17 protein-coding genes and 1 pseudogene are annotated in these 13800 nt (G+C 62.8%); 5 read left to right on the top strand and 13 right to left on the bottom strand.

Annotated features, from left to right (window positions below; genetic code table 11):
* The first annotated feature begins 240 nt into the window (after nucleotides 1-240).
* From rpoN to ptsN, 3 genes are all read left to right on the top strand, one after another.
* The gene (gene rpoN, locus EN939_RS04725; RefSeq protein WP_127267109.1) at nucleotides 241-1767 is read left to right on the top strand and encodes an RNA polymerase factor sigma-54; all 1527 of its coding nucleotides are present in this window, start codon (nucleotides 241-243) and stop codon (nucleotides 1765-1767) included.
* A gap of 264 nt (nucleotides 1768-2031) precedes the next feature.
* Nucleotides 2032-2616, top strand: coding sequence for a ribosome hibernation-promoting factor, HPF/YfiA family (hpf, locus tag EN939_RS04720; RefSeq protein ID WP_013529588.1), 585 nt, complete (start codon nucleotides 2032-2034; stop codon nucleotides 2614-2616).
* Between the two features lie 102 nt (nucleotides 2617-2718).
* Entirely contained in the window at nucleotides 2719-3183 is a 465-nt protein-coding gene (gene ptsN / locus EN939_RS04715; protein ID WP_013529589.1) for a PTS IIA-like nitrogen regulatory protein PtsN, read from the top strand.
* A gap of 66 nt (nucleotides 3184-3249) precedes the next feature.
* Here ptsN and EN939_RS04710 read toward each other — a convergent pair whose 3' ends face one another.
* Together EN939_RS04710 and EN939_RS04705 are read right to left on the bottom strand one after the other, a co-directional pair.
* Nucleotides 3250-3504 carry a DUF1150 family protein gene (locus tag EN939_RS04710; RefSeq protein ID WP_023760740.1) on the bottom strand — a complete coding sequence of 85 codons (255 nt, stop codon included), beginning with the start codon at nucleotides 3502-3504 and terminating at the stop codon, nucleotides 3250-3252.
* A 120-nt stretch (nucleotides 3505-3624) separates the two neighbouring features.
* Nucleotides 3625-4050 (bottom strand): Hsp20 family protein, encoded by a 426-nt coding sequence (locus EN939_RS04705; protein WP_023760739.1) that lies wholly within the window; start codon nucleotides 4048-4050, stop codon nucleotides 3625-3627.
* A gap of 315 nt (nucleotides 4051-4365) precedes the next feature.
* Between EN939_RS04705 and EN939_RS04700 the strand changes: the two genes are divergently transcribed.
* Nucleotides 4366-5307: a nucleoside hydrolase gene (locus EN939_RS04700; RefSeq protein ID WP_127267108.1), complete on the top strand. Its 942-nt coding sequence runs from the start codon at nucleotides 4366-4368 to the stop codon at nucleotides 5305-5307.
* 164 nt (nucleotides 5308-5471) lie between these two features.
* Here EN939_RS04700 and EN939_RS04695 read toward each other — a convergent pair whose 3' ends face one another.
* From EN939_RS04695 to EN939_RS04650, 10 genes are all read right to left on the bottom strand, one after another.
* Nucleotides 5472-5783: a hypothetical protein gene (locus tag EN939_RS04695; RefSeq protein ID WP_127267107.1), complete on the bottom strand. Its 312-nt coding sequence runs from the start codon at nucleotides 5781-5783 to the stop codon at nucleotides 5472-5474.
* A 110-nt stretch (nucleotides 5784-5893) separates the two neighbouring features.
* Entirely contained in the window at nucleotides 5894-6508 is a 615-nt protein-coding gene (locus tag EN939_RS04690; protein ID WP_127267106.1) for a LysE family translocator, read from the bottom strand.
* A gap of 114 nt (nucleotides 6509-6622) precedes the next feature.
* A complete protein-coding gene (locus tag EN939_RS04685; protein WP_127267105.1) occupies nucleotides 6623-8074 on the bottom strand; it encodes an amidase in 1452 nt (483 codons plus the stop codon).
* 1 nt (nucleotide 8075) lies between these two features.
* Nucleotides 8076-8981, bottom strand: coding sequence for a ribokinase (locus EN939_RS04680; protein ID WP_127267104.1), 906 nt, complete (start codon nucleotides 8979-8981; stop codon nucleotides 8076-8078).
* Between the two features lie 153 nt (nucleotides 8982-9134).
* The gene (locus EN939_RS04675; RefSeq protein ID WP_127387361.1) at nucleotides 9135-9617 is read right to left on the bottom strand and encodes a hypothetical protein; all 483 of its coding nucleotides are present in this window, start codon (nucleotides 9615-9617) and stop codon (nucleotides 9135-9137) included.
* Nucleotides 9592-10104, bottom strand: a complete 513-nt coding sequence (locus EN939_RS04670; RefSeq protein ID WP_127267102.1) for a hypothetical protein — start codon at nucleotides 10102-10104, stop codon at nucleotides 9592-9594. Before EN939_RS04670 ends, EN939_RS04675 begins: the two co-directional genes overlap by 26 nt.
* Nucleotides 10071-10463 (bottom strand): hypothetical protein, encoded by a 393-nt coding sequence (locus EN939_RS04665; protein WP_127267101.1) that lies wholly within the window; start codon nucleotides 10461-10463, stop codon nucleotides 10071-10073. Before EN939_RS04665 ends, EN939_RS04670 begins: the two co-directional genes overlap by 34 nt.
* Before the next feature lie 21 nt (nucleotides 10464-10484).
* Nucleotides 10485-10955 carry a hypothetical protein gene (locus tag EN939_RS04660; protein WP_127267100.1) on the bottom strand — a complete coding sequence of 157 codons (471 nt, stop codon included), beginning with the start codon at nucleotides 10953-10955 and terminating at the stop codon, nucleotides 10485-10487.
* 222 nt (nucleotides 10956-11177) lie between these two features.
* The gene (locus EN939_RS04655) at nucleotides 11178-12053 is read right to left on the bottom strand and encodes a methylated-DNA--[protein]-cysteine S-methyltransferase (protein WP_127267099.1); all 876 of its coding nucleotides are present in this window, start codon (nucleotides 12051-12053) and stop codon (nucleotides 11178-11180) included.
* A 124-nt stretch (nucleotides 12054-12177) separates the two neighbouring features.
* On the bottom strand, nucleotides 12178-12672 hold the full coding sequence (locus EN939_RS04650) for a DUF2244 domain-containing protein (RefSeq protein WP_127267098.1): 495 nt from the start codon (nucleotides 12670-12672) through the stop codon (nucleotides 12178-12180).
* Nucleotides 12673-12694: 22 nt separating this feature from the next.
* On the opposite strand from EN939_RS04650, the gene nth reads away from it, so the two are divergent.
* The gene (gene nth / locus EN939_RS04645) at nucleotides 12695-13519 is read left to right on the top strand and encodes an endonuclease III (RefSeq protein ID WP_127267097.1); all 825 of its coding nucleotides are present in this window, start codon (nucleotides 12695-12697) and stop codon (nucleotides 13517-13519) included.
* 1 nt (nucleotide 13520) lies between these two features.
* Here the strand turns inward: nth and EN939_RS04640 are convergent.
* Nucleotides 13521-13800, bottom strand: a pseudogene (locus tag EN939_RS04640) (tripartite tricarboxylate transporter permease); the annotation flags it as partial.

Here is a 13800-nt window from a genome sequence, read left to right as displayed (position 1 = left end):
TTCCCGGGAAAGCGGTCTCTCACTTTTCCTGGAATTGCTCTGAGCGTGAAATTTGTTTCCTGACACGATTTTTCCGGTTCGAGCGGCGCTTTTTCTCGATTTTGCTCCGGGATAACGCTCCGGTAAGCGGGTTTTGCTACCAATTGCCTTGACAAGCAAAAGCCGGGCCAGTTTTATGGCCGGCTGCAAAATTCTTGCCCGGAAGTCGGGATGCGTAGACGAGGCGTTTGAAACCGAACCATGGCGTTGGCGGCCAAACTACAGCTACGACAATCGCAGTCGCTGGTGATGACGCCGCAGCTGATGCAGTCGATTCGGCTGCTGCAGTTCACCCATGTCGAGCTTGAGCATTTCATCGACGAGGAAATCGAGCGCAATCCGCTGCTGGAGCGCGCCGAGCCGCAGGACGATGCCGCCAGCGACCAGGCGCAGAAGATCGAGGCGGAGCCGCAAGCCACCGCCGAAGGCGACTGGTTCGAAAACGAGACGCAGTGGAGCGCCGAGGCGATCTCGGACAAGCTCGACACGTCGCTGGAAAACCTGTTCCCCGACGACCCGGGGACCAGCGAGCGGCTCGGTCCCGACCTGACGGCACAATGGAAATCGGCTTCGGGCAATGGCGCGGGTTCCTCATCCGAGTGGTTTGACGCCGGCGATATGGCGACTGCTGCGATCACGCTGCGCGACCATGTCGGTGAACAGGTGGCGCTAGCCTTCACTGACCCGGCTGCACGGCTGATCGCCGCCGAACTCGCCGACGGCCTTGACGAGACCGGCTATCTGCGTGCCGACCTGGCCGAGATCGCCGCTCGTCTCGGTGCGGATGCCGCTGCCGTGGCGAAGGTGCTGGCGGTGTGTCAGACCTTCGAGCCGGCCGGCCTGTTTGCCCGCGACCTGGCCGAATGCCTGTCGCTGCAACTTGCGGTGCGCAACCGGCTCGATCCGGCGATGAAGGCGCTGGTCGCCAATCTCGAACTCCTGGCACGACGTGATTTTCATGCATTGAAACGGATATGCGGTGTCGACGAGGAGGATCTGCTCGACATGCTGGCGGAGATCCGGGCGCTCGATCCCCGGCCGGGCATGGCGTTTTCGGGCGGCGCCAGCGACGCGATCGTCGCCGATGTCGAGGTGCGCGCGGCCAATGACGGCAGCTGGACGGTCGAACTCAATGCCGAAACGCTGCCGCGGGTCTTGGTCGACCATATCTATTTCGCCCAGGTCTCACCGCAGGCCAAGAACCAGGCGGAAAAGGATTTTCTGGCCGAATGCCTGCAGAATGCAAACTGGCTGACGCGCAGCCTCGACCAGCGGGCAAAGACCATCCTCAAGGTCGCCTCGGAAATCGTTCGCCAGCAGGATGCCTTCCTCGTCCATGGCGTGCGGCAGCTGAAGCCGCTCAATCTGCGCACGGTGGCCGACGCCATCGGCATGCACGAATCGACGGTCAGCCGGGTCACAGCCAACAAATACATGCTGACGCCGCGCGGCGTGTTCGAGCTTCGCTACTTCTTCACCGCCTCGATCGCCGCGTCGGGCGGCGGCGATGCGCATTCCTCGGAAGCCGTGCGTGACCGCATCAAGCAGTTGATCGACGAGGAAAAACCCGTCGACGTGCTTTCCGACGACGCGATCGTCGACATGTTGCGCGAAAGTGGCGTCGACATTGCAAGACGTACGGTCGCCAAGTACCGGGAAGGCATGAATATCCCCTCTTCGGTGCAGCGCCGACGCGAGAAACGGGCGATGGCCAGCGCCGGGCGCTGAGCGGGTCGATTTTCCACAGGCCGGCACTTCATTGACAAGCCGCGGTGAAGTGGCTAGAAGCCCGCCCGCATGAGACGGGCTAGATGCCCGCATGCGGATGGTCCGTCACGACGTTGGCCTCGGGACGGTCAAAGGGCGGCTTGTGATCAACCGGAAAGTTTGGATTTAAAATCGGCGCAAGTGACGCCGCAAAGCTTGTGCGCACGGATCACGAGTATAAACTCGGGCCAGTTTGAAGCCTGAGCAAGGAAGGTCAGTTTTCAGATGAATCTGCGCATATCGGGAAAACACATGGATATCGGCGATGCGTTTCGGACACGCATCAATGATCGCGTCGGCGAAGCGATCGGCAAATATTTCGATCGCGGCTTTGCCGGACATGTCACGGTCATCAAATCGGGCTCGCGCTATTCGGCGGACTGCATGATCCGGCTGGATTCCGGCGCTTCGCTGCAGGCCACCGGCGATGCCCAGGATCCGACGCTAGCCTTCGAGGCGGCGGCGGACCGTCTGGAAACCCGCCTGAGGCGCTACAAGCGCAGGCTGAAATCGCACAATTCGGGCGCCGCCAACGGCCAGCCGACCGACATCGCCTACACGGTGATGGCGCCGCTTGCCGATGACGACGAGGACATTCCGGAGAATTTCGCGCCCGCCATCGTCGCCGAATCAACCATGACGCTGAAGACCATGTCGGTGGCGTCGGCGGTCATCGAACTCGACACCAAGGACAGCCCGGTCTTTGTCTTCCGCAATGCGGGAACCGACCATCTCAACATCGTCTATCGCCGACCCGATGGAAATATCGGCTGGATCGACCCGTCGACGACCAAGGTCGCGCAAGCGTGACGACAAAGGTCGCACGGTGACGACAAGGGTCGCACGGCAATAAGAGCCGGCCGCACGAGGGGTGGGGACTGGTGACGGCAGGCGAACAAGGGATTTTCTAGCATGGATCTGAGCGATCTTATCAACGTTCCGGCGATACTGCCGGCGTTGAAGGCGAACTCCAAGAAGCAGCTGCTGCAACTGCTGTCCGAACGGGCAGCGGCGATTTCCGGCATTCCGGAGCGGGAGGTGTTCGACACCATCCTGCAGCGTGAGCGCCTGGGTTCGACCGGCGTCGGCAACGGCATCGCCATTCCGCACGGCAAGCTGGCCGGCGTGAAACGCATCGCAGGTGTTTTCGCCCGGCTGGAGACGCCTGTCGATTTCGAATCGCTGGACGATCAGCCCGTCGATCTGGTGTTTCTGCTGCTGGCGCCGGAAGGGGCGGGCGCCGACCACCTCAAGGCACTGTCGCGCATCGCGCGGGTCCTGCGCGATGCCGACACGGTGGCCAAGATCAGGGGTACGCGCGACGCCGCCGCTATCCACGCGCTGTTGTCGGACACCCAGGCTTCGCACGCGGCCTGAATTTCGAGAATGATATCGCTAAAGGGCCGCCATGGGCGGCCCTTTCCGTTTCAGCCGGAATCGCTGTCAATGAATGGCGACGGTGGTCAGGTCGTTTTCCATGGCGCCGGCCAGAGCGCGGTCACGCGCATCGGAAAGCAGGATCGGCTGGCCATTGGCGGCAAACAAGGCCCACAGTTCCATGCCGGGGGCGATTTCGCCGAGATTGGGGAAACGGCCGAGCAATTCGTCGCTCGAGACCTTTCTGAGATAAGCGACCGAGCCTTCGCCGAGATGAGCGAATTCGCCATTGGTCATGGTGATGTTTTCAGTTCTGGTCATTTCAAAGCCTCCTTGGCGCGAGGACGCCGCTCAAGGCCATCCCGCATGAGAGCCATTTCAATTTGCTGCATCGTGCTTTCGGAAGTCGGAGCCGATTTCCGGCCGATGCAGTGGTAAAGATCAGTCTTTCACCGATATGTTTATTTTCCGTACCAGCCGTTCGGACTCCGGCCGATCGAGGTCGATCGACAAAAGACCGTTCTTCAACTCCGCCGCGATCACCCGCATGCCGTCGGCCAGCACGAAACAGCGCTGGAACTGGCGCGCGGCGATGCCGCGATGAAGAAATTCGCGCTCGGTGTCGTCGGTCTGACGGCCGCGCACGACCAACTGGTTTTCCTCCGTGGTGACATCGAGATCGCTTTCGGCGAAACCGGCGACCGCCAATGTAATGCGCAACCTTTCGGTCTTGCCGTCGGCGCCGCTGAGGCGTTCGATGTTGTAGGGAGGGTAGCTGTCGCCGGATTTCGCCAGGCGTTCCAGGGTCTTTTCCATGGCGTCGAAACCAAGGAGAAGCGGGCTGGAAAAGGGCGTCATTCGGCTCATGTTACACTGTCCTCTCAAGAGCGACATAAAGTGGAAAAACCCAGATGGCATTTTTCCCGATGGCCTTGATATGGTCCGCCCCGCGACCAAGTTCAAGCCGTCAACAGACCCGCTCAAAAAGACCAGGCGTGGACTCACAGGAATGACCGACATGGCGCTTGAAACGGCGAGCAGATGCAAGGAGAAGCGCGCAGGTCGGGAATTGTCTTTCCCGGTCGAGCGGTTCGACATGGCAGCTCGCGACCGCTTCGGCGTCATTTGGATGTTTCGATCGGATCGGTTCAAGCCCACGACCTCGCCAAACAAGGAATTGAAATGCCCCAATCACGCAAGATCATCATCGACACGGATCCCGGTCAGGATGATGCCGTCGCCATATTGCTGGCGCTCGGCAGCTCCGAACTGGAGATCGTCGGCATATCAGCCGTTGCCGGAAACGTGCCGCTGAAGCTTACCGAAAAGAATGCCCGCAAGATCTGCGAGTTGGCCGGCCGTCCGGACATCAAGGTCTATGCCGGCGCCATCCGGCCCCTGATGCGCGAACTGGTCACCGCCGAGGAAGTGCATGGCAAGACCGGTCTCAACGGACCGCAATTGCCAGAACCGACGATGAAGCTGCAGGACCGGTACGCGGTCGATTTCATCGTCGAGACGCTGATGGGGGAAGAAAGCGGCACGATCACGCTTTGTGCGCTCGGCCCGCTCACCAACATTGCGCTGGCGCTGATCCGCGAGCCGCGCATTGCACCGCGCATCAAGGAAATCGTGCTGATGGGCGGCGGCTTCTTCGAGGGCGGCAATGTCACCCCGACCGCCGAATTCAACATCTATGTCGATCCGCAGGCCGCCGATGTCGTGTTCAAATCCGGTATTCCGATCGTGATGATGCCCCTCGACGTCACCCATAAGGCGCTGACCACCGCCAAGCGCACGCAAACCTTCCGCGCGCTCGGCACCAAGGTCGGCACCGCCACCGCCGAGATGCTGGAATTCTTCGAGCGCTTCGACGAGGAGAAATACGGCACCGACGGCGGCCCGCTGCACGACCCTTGCGTCATCGCCTATCTGTTAAAGCCTGACCTGTTCAAGGGCCGCAACTGCAACGTCAGCGTGGAAACCGCCTCGGAACTGACCATGGGCATGACCGTGATCGACTGGTGGGGCGTCACCAAGCGGCCAAAGAACGCCATGGTGATGCGCGACATCGACCATGACGGATTTTTCGCGCTACTGGTGGAGAGGCTGGGGCGGCTGTGAGCCTCCTTCTCCCCGTTTACGGGGAGAAGGTGCCGGCAGGCGGGTGAGGGGCGGCACAAACGTTGAGATTCTGCTTGCGCCCTCGGCGCTGCCCCTCACCCTATCGCTTCGCGACCACCCCATCCCCCGTAACCGGGGCGAGGGAAGAGGCGCCAGCCGCCAGTTCACTCTGGAAACCGATAAAAGATCGTTCCATTGTCGCGCGTGACGCGTTCAATGCTTATGCGCGAGCCGATCAGATGCAGGCGTTTGTCCTTGATGAGAACAGACGGACCGTTCTCGACAGAGACCAGATAGATGCCGACGCGGTCCCACTGGACACTTCTGACCATTGCGTCGACGGTGACGACCGACCGGATTGGGCTTGCCATATTCGTCCACTTGAGCGGATCAAGGACCAACACCGCCGCAAACAAAGCAACAATCAGGATCACGCCCAGCACGTGCCCTTTCACATCCGCAAAAGTCCACGACATCGACGTGAATCCCCCAACCGCCGATTCATGTGGTGGACAGAAGGCCGACTTTCAATCGGCCTCCCTGTTTCAGGAAATTGCTGTTAGAGTCCCGGCTTGTCGGCGCGCTGTTACTTTGCCTTTGAAAGCGCCAGCCACAGGCCGCCGCCGACCATGAAGCTGCCGCTGATCCTCGACAAAAGCTTGATGCGGCCGGCCGACAGCAGGCGCCCGGCGCGGCCGGCGGCCAGCGCATAGGTCGAATCCGAGAAGGCGGCGAAGATCATGGCGGTCAGGCCCATGATGGCGATCTGCAGCGAGTAGTTGCCTTGCGGCGAAATGAACTGCGGAAAGAAGGCGCCGAAGAAGATCAACGTCTTGGGGTTGCTGAGCGCCACCAGCAGGCCCTGCAGGAAGAAGCCGCCGCGCGGTTTCCTGGCCGTTCCATCGGCGTTCAGCGTGCCTTTGGAACGGAACATCTGCACACCCATCCAGATCAGATAGGCGGCGCCGATCAGCCGCACCCACTCGAACCAGTGGCCCATGCCCGAGATCAGTGTGTTGAGGCCGATGCCGACGATGGCGATCATCACGGCAAGCCCTGCCTGCGTGCCGGCGACATTGGCGAGACCGGCGCGGGAGCCATGGCGGATGCTGTTGGCGATGATCAGCGTGACCGTTGGGCCGGGCACCAGGATGATGACGATGCAAGCCAGGACATAGGCGGCGTAGAGTTCGAGCGACATGACTTTTCCCCAGGAATGCCGCCGATGCGGCGCGGCTTGAGGACAATCAATGCATAGCAGCGCAGCCGGTGCAAGCCGCTAACTAGCGCCCTGCGACACGCCAGTCCGCTCGGTTCAGGCGCCGGTCTGCCAAGGCAGCGTTGCCTCATAGGCCGCCGCCGCCTTCAGCACGGCGAGGTCGCCGCGCGGCCGGCCGATCAGTTGCATGCCCATCGGTCGGCCCCTATCGTCGAAGCCGACCGGCACGTTGGCCGCCGGGCAGCCGCCCAAGGTCGCGAAGGCGGAAACCTGCATCCAGCGGTGATAGCTGTCCATTGCGCGTCCGGCGACCTCACGCGGCCAATGCGTATCGACATCGAAGGGGAAGACCTGCGCGGTCGGCAGCGCGACGAGATCATAGCGGTCGAAGATCGACAACAGCGTGCGATGCCAGGATGTACGGGTCACGGAGGCGGCGCGGATCTGCGGCGCCGTCAGCCGCATGGCGTTCTCCACTTCCCAGATGGCTTCCGGCTTGAGCAGGCGGCGCTTCGCGGGATCGTCATAGTGGGTTTTGAGCGCGCAGCCGCTGCTGGCCTGGCGCAGCGTCACGAAGGCCTGCCACAGCGCTTCGAAATCGAAATCCGGCAGCAGGGGTTCGCTAGGGAAGGATGCATCCGCAAAGCGGCCAAGTGCCGCCTCGCACAGGCCGAGAATGCCTGTTTCAACCGGCAGATGACCGCCGAGGTCGCCGAGCCAGGCGATGCGGCCACCAGTTGCCGGTATTCCAAGCCCTTCGAGGAACGAGCCGGGTTTCTCGTAGGACAATGGCGCGCGCGGGTGGTAACCGGCCTGCACATCGAGCAGCAGGGCCATATCACGAACGTTGCAGCCCATCGGCCCGTCGACGCCCATCTGCGCATGGAAGACTTCGAAATCGGGTCCGCCGGGAACAAGTCCTTGCGACGGGCGGAAGCCAAAAACATTGTTCCAGGCGGCCGGGTTGCGCAGCGAGCCGCCGAAGTCGCTGCCATCGGCGACGGGCACCATGTTAAGCGCCAGGGCCACCGCCGCGCCGCCGCTCGAGCCGCCGGCGGTCAGGGCCGGATCGAACGCGTTCAACGTCGGCCCGAACACGGCGTTGTAGGTGTTGGAGCCAAGCCCGAATTCGGGGACGTTGGTCTTTCCGATGATGATGGCGCCGGCATTGCGGATGCGCTCGACAAAGAAATCGTCTTCCTGCGGCACGAAATCGGCGAAGATCGGCGAGCCGAAGGAGGTCCTGAGGCCCGTGGTCGAGGCGAGATCCTTGATGGCGATCGGCATGCCGAAAAGTGGACCCGCCGCTTCGGCTCGCGACAGGCTGGCATCGGCCGCATTGGCTTCGCGCAGGATATCGGCGCGATCGCGCAAGGAGACGATGGCGTTGACCAGCGGATTGACCGCCTCGATGCGATCGAGGAATGCCGCCACCACCTCGCGCACGGAAAGCTCTCTCTCCCGGATCGCGCCGGCGAGTTCGACAGCGGACAGGCGGCAGATGTCGCTTGCCGGCGGCACGGCATGTTTCGTTTGCGGACGCAGCATTTTAACGGGTTTCCTGCAGCGCCTGATCGACGTCTTTGGCGAGCGGGATCGCCGGTTGGGCGCCAGGCTTCAGGCAGGCCAGCGAACCGGCCGCGCCAGCGCGCGCCAGCGCCTGTTCGAGCGTGAGGCCCGACGACAGGCTGGCGGCGAAATAGCCGCAGAACGTATCGCCGGCGCCGACCGTGTCGACAGGGGTGATCTTGCGTGCCGGAACGGTGAGGAATTCGCTCGGCGTTGCCGCCATCACGCCGTCGCCGCCGAGCGTGACGACGACGGTGCGGCCGGTCTTTCCGGCAAAGTCGCGCATACGGGCCGCCCGGTCGCGGCCTTGCAGCGACAGCGCTTCGCCATAGAGGTCGAACTCGGTTTCGTTGGCGACGACATAGTCCGCCTTGCCGAGAAAGCCGGCTGCCTGCCCCTGGAAAGGCGCCGTGTTGAGCACGGTAATGGCGCCGGCCGCCCTTGCCTGGTCGAGGGCGGCATCGACGGTGGCCAGCGGAATCTCATTTTGCAGCAGCACGACGTCGCCTTTTTTCAGAAAGGCCTTGGAGAGATCGCCTGGCACCACGGAAGCGTTGGCGCCCGGCACCACGGCGATGATGTTCTCGCCGTCGTCGGCGACCATGATCAGTGCCGTGCCGGTCGAGGCATGAGTCTCGGCAACGCCGGACAGGTCGACCTTGCCGTCGCGCAGCAAGGCCAGTGCCTCGGCGGCGAAGCTGTCCCTGCCGACGGCGCCAACCATGCGCACCGAGGCGCCGGCGCGTGCGGCGGCCAGTGCCTGGTTGGCGCCCTTGCCCCCAGGTGCGGTGGTGAAGGCCGAGCCGCCCACCGTCTCGCCGGGACTCGGCAAGCGGTCGACCTTGGCGATAAGGTCGAGGTTGATCGAGCCGATGACGATAATCAAGCAGGGCCTCCTGGCAACGCAAATTCAAAATATCGGAGCGTCTTCGTGCGTCCGGGCGAACGCAGATCGTTCCGATTGCGTGGAAGCTAACCTGTAAGGCCGCGGCTTGCCAGACCACGCGCATGGTCCAGTCCGATTTGAGGTGTCGTGGCCTTATTCGCAGCGCACGGTGACCGTGCCCTGATAGTTGCCGGCGGGAAAGATACCGCTCGATTTGGTGGCGGTGAGGTCGACCTGCATCGCGTGGGTGCCGTTGGCAACCCTTTGCGGCACACTTCCGTTGACATCGACCCCCGAGCCATCGAGGCGGAAGACTGAAGCGAAGATCACGTTGGTGCCGCCGCCGCTCGGCGCGGAGGAGAATGCGGCAGGCGCCGGCGCCGAAACCGAATAGCAGTCAAGCAGGTTAAGTATCGAGCACAACAGGGAACTCGCCACCACGGTGGCGCTGGCGCTCGATCCGCCTGCCTGTTTGGAGCCCAGTATGCTGATGGCGGGATTGGCCTTCATCGTTCCGGACGCCCCGACCATGATGGTGCAGGTGCCGATGATCGCCGCCTGCGCCGGAAGGCAGGAACCGGCAAGTGCCGCCATCGCAAGCAGCGCGCGGCTACTGCTTCTTCTTTTTCTTGCCATCGCCATTTCCGGTCCTGATGCTCCAGCCTTCGTTGGCCCACCCCGGTGATGCGGCTGCGGGAGCGGTGGCGGCTACGCTGGCCGTCTGGCCGTCGGCGCCGAGGCCCATTTTGAGAAGTTTCAGCTCCAGATGCAGGCGCTCGACCTCAAGCTCATAGAGACGGCTGCAATCGACGCGCTTCGGCGTACGCCCGATCGGGATCACCACCCGGCCGTAAGTGGCGACATCATTGTCGGACTGGCTGTTGCCTCTGATAACGCCGAGATCGACATAGGCCCCGGAGCCGGAGACGGCGGAACGGCATGTGGTGCCGTCCGCGGCACGGACCTCGTCCTGACCCTGGGGCAAGGTGACACCGGGCAGGTTGAAGCCGCTCTCATTCTGGTTGAGGTTGTAGACGTCCTCGGCCCCGGCCGGCGAGGCACCCGCCCAAGCAGCCGCGAGCGCCAGTGTCAGGACTTGCGGCGCCCAAAGAACTTTCCGCATATCTGTGCCCTTATCTGCGTCTGTTGATTGGGAAAGGGGATGCTTTCGGTACAGATACGCACTTTACGCTCGGCCGCGCCGTCAAAGGGCACGACCACAAGGACAGAACGGGAAGCCTGGGAAGCCAGCTGGAAGACATTTGGAGAGATTCTGGCATCTACCGGCTGAAAATCCTGATCGTAGACGTGGATTTCGACCCGGATCTTCCGGTCGTAGGGATTGGCAGGGAAGATGCGGACCGCGAAGACGTCGGTGAAGCTGTTGATCTCGCCACGCATCGGCGACATCGATTGGGCCTTGGCGGCAATGGGTGTCAATCCGATGGCCAATGCCGTCGCCAGGATTCGAGCATGTTTCAACGACCCCTCCTTCGCCACGCGTCATTCGCAGCGCAGCGTTACCGTTGCCTGATAATTGCCGTTGGCGAAGCGATTGCTGCCGCCTTTGGTTCCAGCGAGGTGAACCGAGACGAGATCGGCGCCGGGGGTGGTGATGCTGGTTGCCGAGCCGGTCTCGACGATGGCATGCGCGCCGGTGGCGGAGTAGGTCGGCGTCCAGGTCGTCGACGTGCTGTCTGCCGATGGCACCGTCATGGTGGTGACCGGATCGACGCTGAGCGACACACCTCCGGTCGTCGTCAGTGTCACGGTCCCAGCCGAGCCGCCGCTGTTGTGGGAACTGAGGGACTGGAGATCGGGGCTGGCCGTCATCGTGCCGTTGGTGGCAACGACAAGCGTGCAGGTGGGCGCGATCGTGCCATTGAAGATGACATTCTGCGTCGCGGCCAACGCGGCCTCGTCGAGGCTGGCAACCAGCAGAGCTGCGGCGCAGGCGGCGCGAAACAATGTCATCGGGACCTCCTATCAAGCCGGATCGTCCGGATTAATATGAGGGCATCATCACTTTATCGTGGTTAATTTAGAGTTACCTAAAATAACGGCTCAAAATAACAACTGCAGGGGACCGGAGGTTGCCCTGGGTTGCAACGGCGGAAACCACAGTCTAAATCGCGCTTATACTTAAGAAGGCCGATATATCCATGTTTTCCTTCGCAATATCGAGGAAAATCGATATTACGATACCTGCCCGGCTTCCCAGCCCAGAATGGCGCGCTTGCGGGTCAGGCCCCAGTGATAGCCGGTGAGATCGCCTGATTTACCGATGGCGCGGTGACAAGGCACCACGAAAGAGAGCGGATTGGCCCCGTTGGCCGCACCGACAGCACGGCTGGCGGACGGTGCGCCGATGCTGGCCGCAATCGAGGAATAGGTGCGGGCCTTACCCATCGGGATCTTGAGCAGCGCCTCCCAGACGCGAACCTGGAAGTCGGTGCCGATCATGACGACATGCAGCGGCTGGTCGGGGCGCCACAGCGTCGGATCGAAGATACGGGCGGCATAGGGACCGGTAGCAGTCATGTCCTCGACATAGACGGCGTTCGGCCAGCGGCTGGACATGTCGGCGAAGGCGGCGCGTTCCTCGCCGGGGTCGCTGAAGGCGAGGCCGGCGAGCCCGCGCTCGGTGGCCATGATCAGGGCGGTGCCGAACGGCGAGGAATGGAAGCCGTAGCGGATGGTGAGCCCGGCGCCGCGTGTCTTGTAGTCGCCCGGCGACATCGCCTCATGGGTGACGAACAGGTCATGCAGCCGGCCCGGGCCGGACATGCCCAGTTCGAACGAGGTCTCGAGCAGCGGCATGCCGGAATCGAGCAGCCTGCGCGCATGGTCCAGCGTCACCGCCTGCAGGAAGGCTTTGGGCGACAGGCCGGCCCAGCGGGTGAAGAGTTTTTGCAGGCCGGTCGGCGTCTCGCCAACCTCCTCGGCCAGTTCTTCGAGGGAAGGCTGATCGCGATAGTCGAGACTGATCTTCTCGATGGCACGGCGCACGATTTCGTAGTCGCTGCCTTCAGGCGTGATGTCCTTTTTGAGGACTGCGGTGTGTGTGCTCATGGAACTGTCTCCTTGAGCCGGAATATCGCCCCTCGGGGCGTCGATCGCCACCCGAAACTTGCCTTCCTACGCCGCATACGTAGATGGACACGGGATTCGAGCCCAGGAGCCGCCCGTGGCTGGCTCAGCGTGCCTTGGCGGTCGCCAGCGCGCGCGAAAAGGCGGTGGCAAAGCTCTCGCGGGAATCGGGGTCCAGGAAGGATCCGATCGGCACGTTCTGCCCTTGGCCTTCCACCGTCATCCCTGTGATGCCGATCTCGGCGTGGCGGGCTACCGAAAACCGCGCCCAGAACGGATTGAAGCGATGCGCTTCCGATTTGCCGGAAGGTGCGGTCTTGCGGATGTCGAGGCTGGTGCGCGAGACCGAGACTTCCTCGCGGGCGCGAGCGGCCCGGTAGTTGATGCGAAAGGCGAGGTAGACGGCGGCCACGTCGAGGCCGAAGAAGCCGAACACCGGCCAGGCGCCGCGCGACAGGAAAAACGCGCCTGTCACCAGCCAGCCGAACAGCAGCGCGCCCATCAGGATGAAGAAGCCTGTCCGGCCCAGAGACCGGTGCGGGGTGAGTAGCGCCTGAAAGAATGGCTCGTCGGCCTGAAACGAGGCGTTTGTGTCGCTCATGAGGGGATATTATAGGAGGGAAATGGCAAGCCCCAAGTCCAAAGATTCTTCCCTGTCCAAAAAAGAGCTGTTGCCCGCACGACGCGATGGGTCGAACGTCAAGCCACGCCCGCGGCCGGTGCGGAGCTCGTCGCGCTACAGCCCGGCCGAAGTGCACGAGATATTCCGGCGCTTTTCCGTCCAGCGGCCCGAGCCGAAGGGCGAGCTCGAACATGTCAACGCCTTCACGCTGCTGGTCGCGGTGGTGCTGTCGGCGCAAGCGACGGATGCCGGCGTCAACAAGGCGACGCGGGCGCTGTTCAAGGCCGCCGATACGCCGCACAAGATGCTGGCGCTGGGGGAGGCAAGGGTCGGCGAATATATCCGCACCATCGGGCTGTGGCGCAACAAGGCGAAGAATGTGATTGCGCTGTCGCAGGCGCTGATCCGCGACCATGGCGGCGAGGTACCCGACAGTCGCGATGAATTGGTCAAGCTGCCCGGGGTCGGGCGCAAGACCGCCAATGTCGTGCTCAATATGGCCTTCGGCCAGCACACGATGGCGGTCGACACGCACATTCTCCGTATCGGCAACCGGCTCGGATTGGCGCCCGGCAAGACGCCGGAACAGGTCGAGCAAGGATTGTTGAAGATCATTCCGGACGAATATATGCGCCATGCACATCACTGGCTGATCCTGCATGGCCGCTACGTCTGCAAGGCGCGCAAGCCGGATTGCCCGGCCTGCGTCATCGCCGACATCTGCAAGGCCGAGGTCAAGACGACCGATGTGCCGGCACCGCTGGTGCCGATCGCACCGCTCGACCCTGTCGAAGAGATTCAGGACCGAAGCGGAACGACGGCGTAATTCAACTCTCCTCCACAAACACCTCTTCGCGCTTTTTCTTGACCGCCGGCAGGAAGACGATGACGAGCACGGCGAGCGCGATGAGCAGCAGGCCGGCGCTGATCGGTCTGGTCAAGAAGGTGCTCGGGTCGCCGCGCGAGAGGATCATGGCGCGGCGCAGGTTTTCCTCGAGCAGCGGGCCGAGCACGAAGCCGAGCAGCAGCGGCGCCGGTTCGCAGCGCAGCTTGGTCAGGAGATAGCCGAGGAAGCCGAAGAAGGCGACGGCGTAGAGGTCGTAGACG

Origin of the sequence: Mesorhizobium sp. M7A.F.Ca.CA.002.05.1.1 (assembly GCF_003998335.1) — a bacterium.
Classification (GTDB): Bacteria; Pseudomonadota; Alphaproteobacteria; order Rhizobiales; family Rhizobiaceae; genus Mesorhizobium.
This window is presented reverse-complemented; position numbering and strand designations above follow the sequence as displayed.

Bases quoted from the DNA above. Each gene is read 5' to 3' on its own strand.
- hpf (WP_013529588.1), top strand. From the start codon at position 2,032: ATGAATCTGCGCATATCGGGAAAACACATGGATATCGGCGATGCGTTT.
- EN939_RS04660 (WP_127267100.1), bottom strand. From the start codon at position 10,955: ATGACATTGTTTCGCGCCGCCTGCGCCGCAGCTCTGCTGGTTGCCAGC.
- ptsN (WP_013529589.1), top strand. From the start codon at position 2,719: ATGGATCTGAGCGATCTTATCAACGTTCCGGCGATACTGCCGGCGTTG.
- EN939_RS04650 (WP_127267098.1), bottom strand. From the start codon at position 12,672: ATGAGCGACACAAACGCCTCGTTTCAGGCCGACGAGCCATTCTTTCAG.
- EN939_RS04690 (WP_127267106.1), bottom strand. From the start codon at position 6,508: ATGTCGCTCGAACTCTACGCCGCCTATGTCCTGGCTTGCATCGTCATC.
- EN939_RS04700 (WP_127267108.1), top strand. From the start codon at position 4,366: ATGCCCCAATCACGCAAGATCATCATCGACACGGATCCCGGTCAGGAT.
- nth (WP_127267097.1), top strand. From the start codon at position 12,695: ATGGCAAGCCCCAAGTCCAAAGATTCTTCCCTGTCCAAAAAAGAGCTG.
- EN939_RS04710 (WP_023760740.1), bottom strand. From the start codon at position 3,504: ATGACCAGAACTGAAAACATCACCATGACCAATGGCGAATTCGCTCAT.
- rpoN (WP_127267109.1), top strand. From the start codon at position 241: ATGGCGTTGGCGGCCAAACTACAGCTACGACAATCGCAGTCGCTGGTG.
- EN939_RS04685 (WP_127267105.1), bottom strand. From the start codon at position 8,074: ATGCTGCGTCCGCAAACGAAACATGCCGTGCCGCCGGCAAGCGACATC.
- EN939_RS04670 (WP_127267102.1), bottom strand. From the start codon at position 10,104: ATGCGGAAAGTTCTTTGGGCGCCGCAAGTCCTGACACTGGCGCTCGCG.
- EN939_RS04695 (WP_127267107.1), bottom strand. From the start codon at position 5,783: ATGTCGTGGACTTTTGCGGATGTGAAAGGGCACGTGCTGGGCGTGATC.
- EN939_RS04705 (WP_023760739.1), bottom strand. From the start codon at position 4,050: ATGAGCCGAATGACGCCCTTTTCCAGCCCGCTTCTCCTTGGTTTCGAC.
- EN939_RS04655 (WP_127267099.1), bottom strand. From the start codon at position 12,053: ATGAGCACACACACCGCAGTCCTCAAAAAGGACATCACGCCTGAAGGC.
- EN939_RS04675 (WP_127387361.1), bottom strand. From the start codon at position 9,617: ATGGCAAGAAAAAGAAGAAGCAGTAGCCGCGCGCTGCTTGCGATGGCG.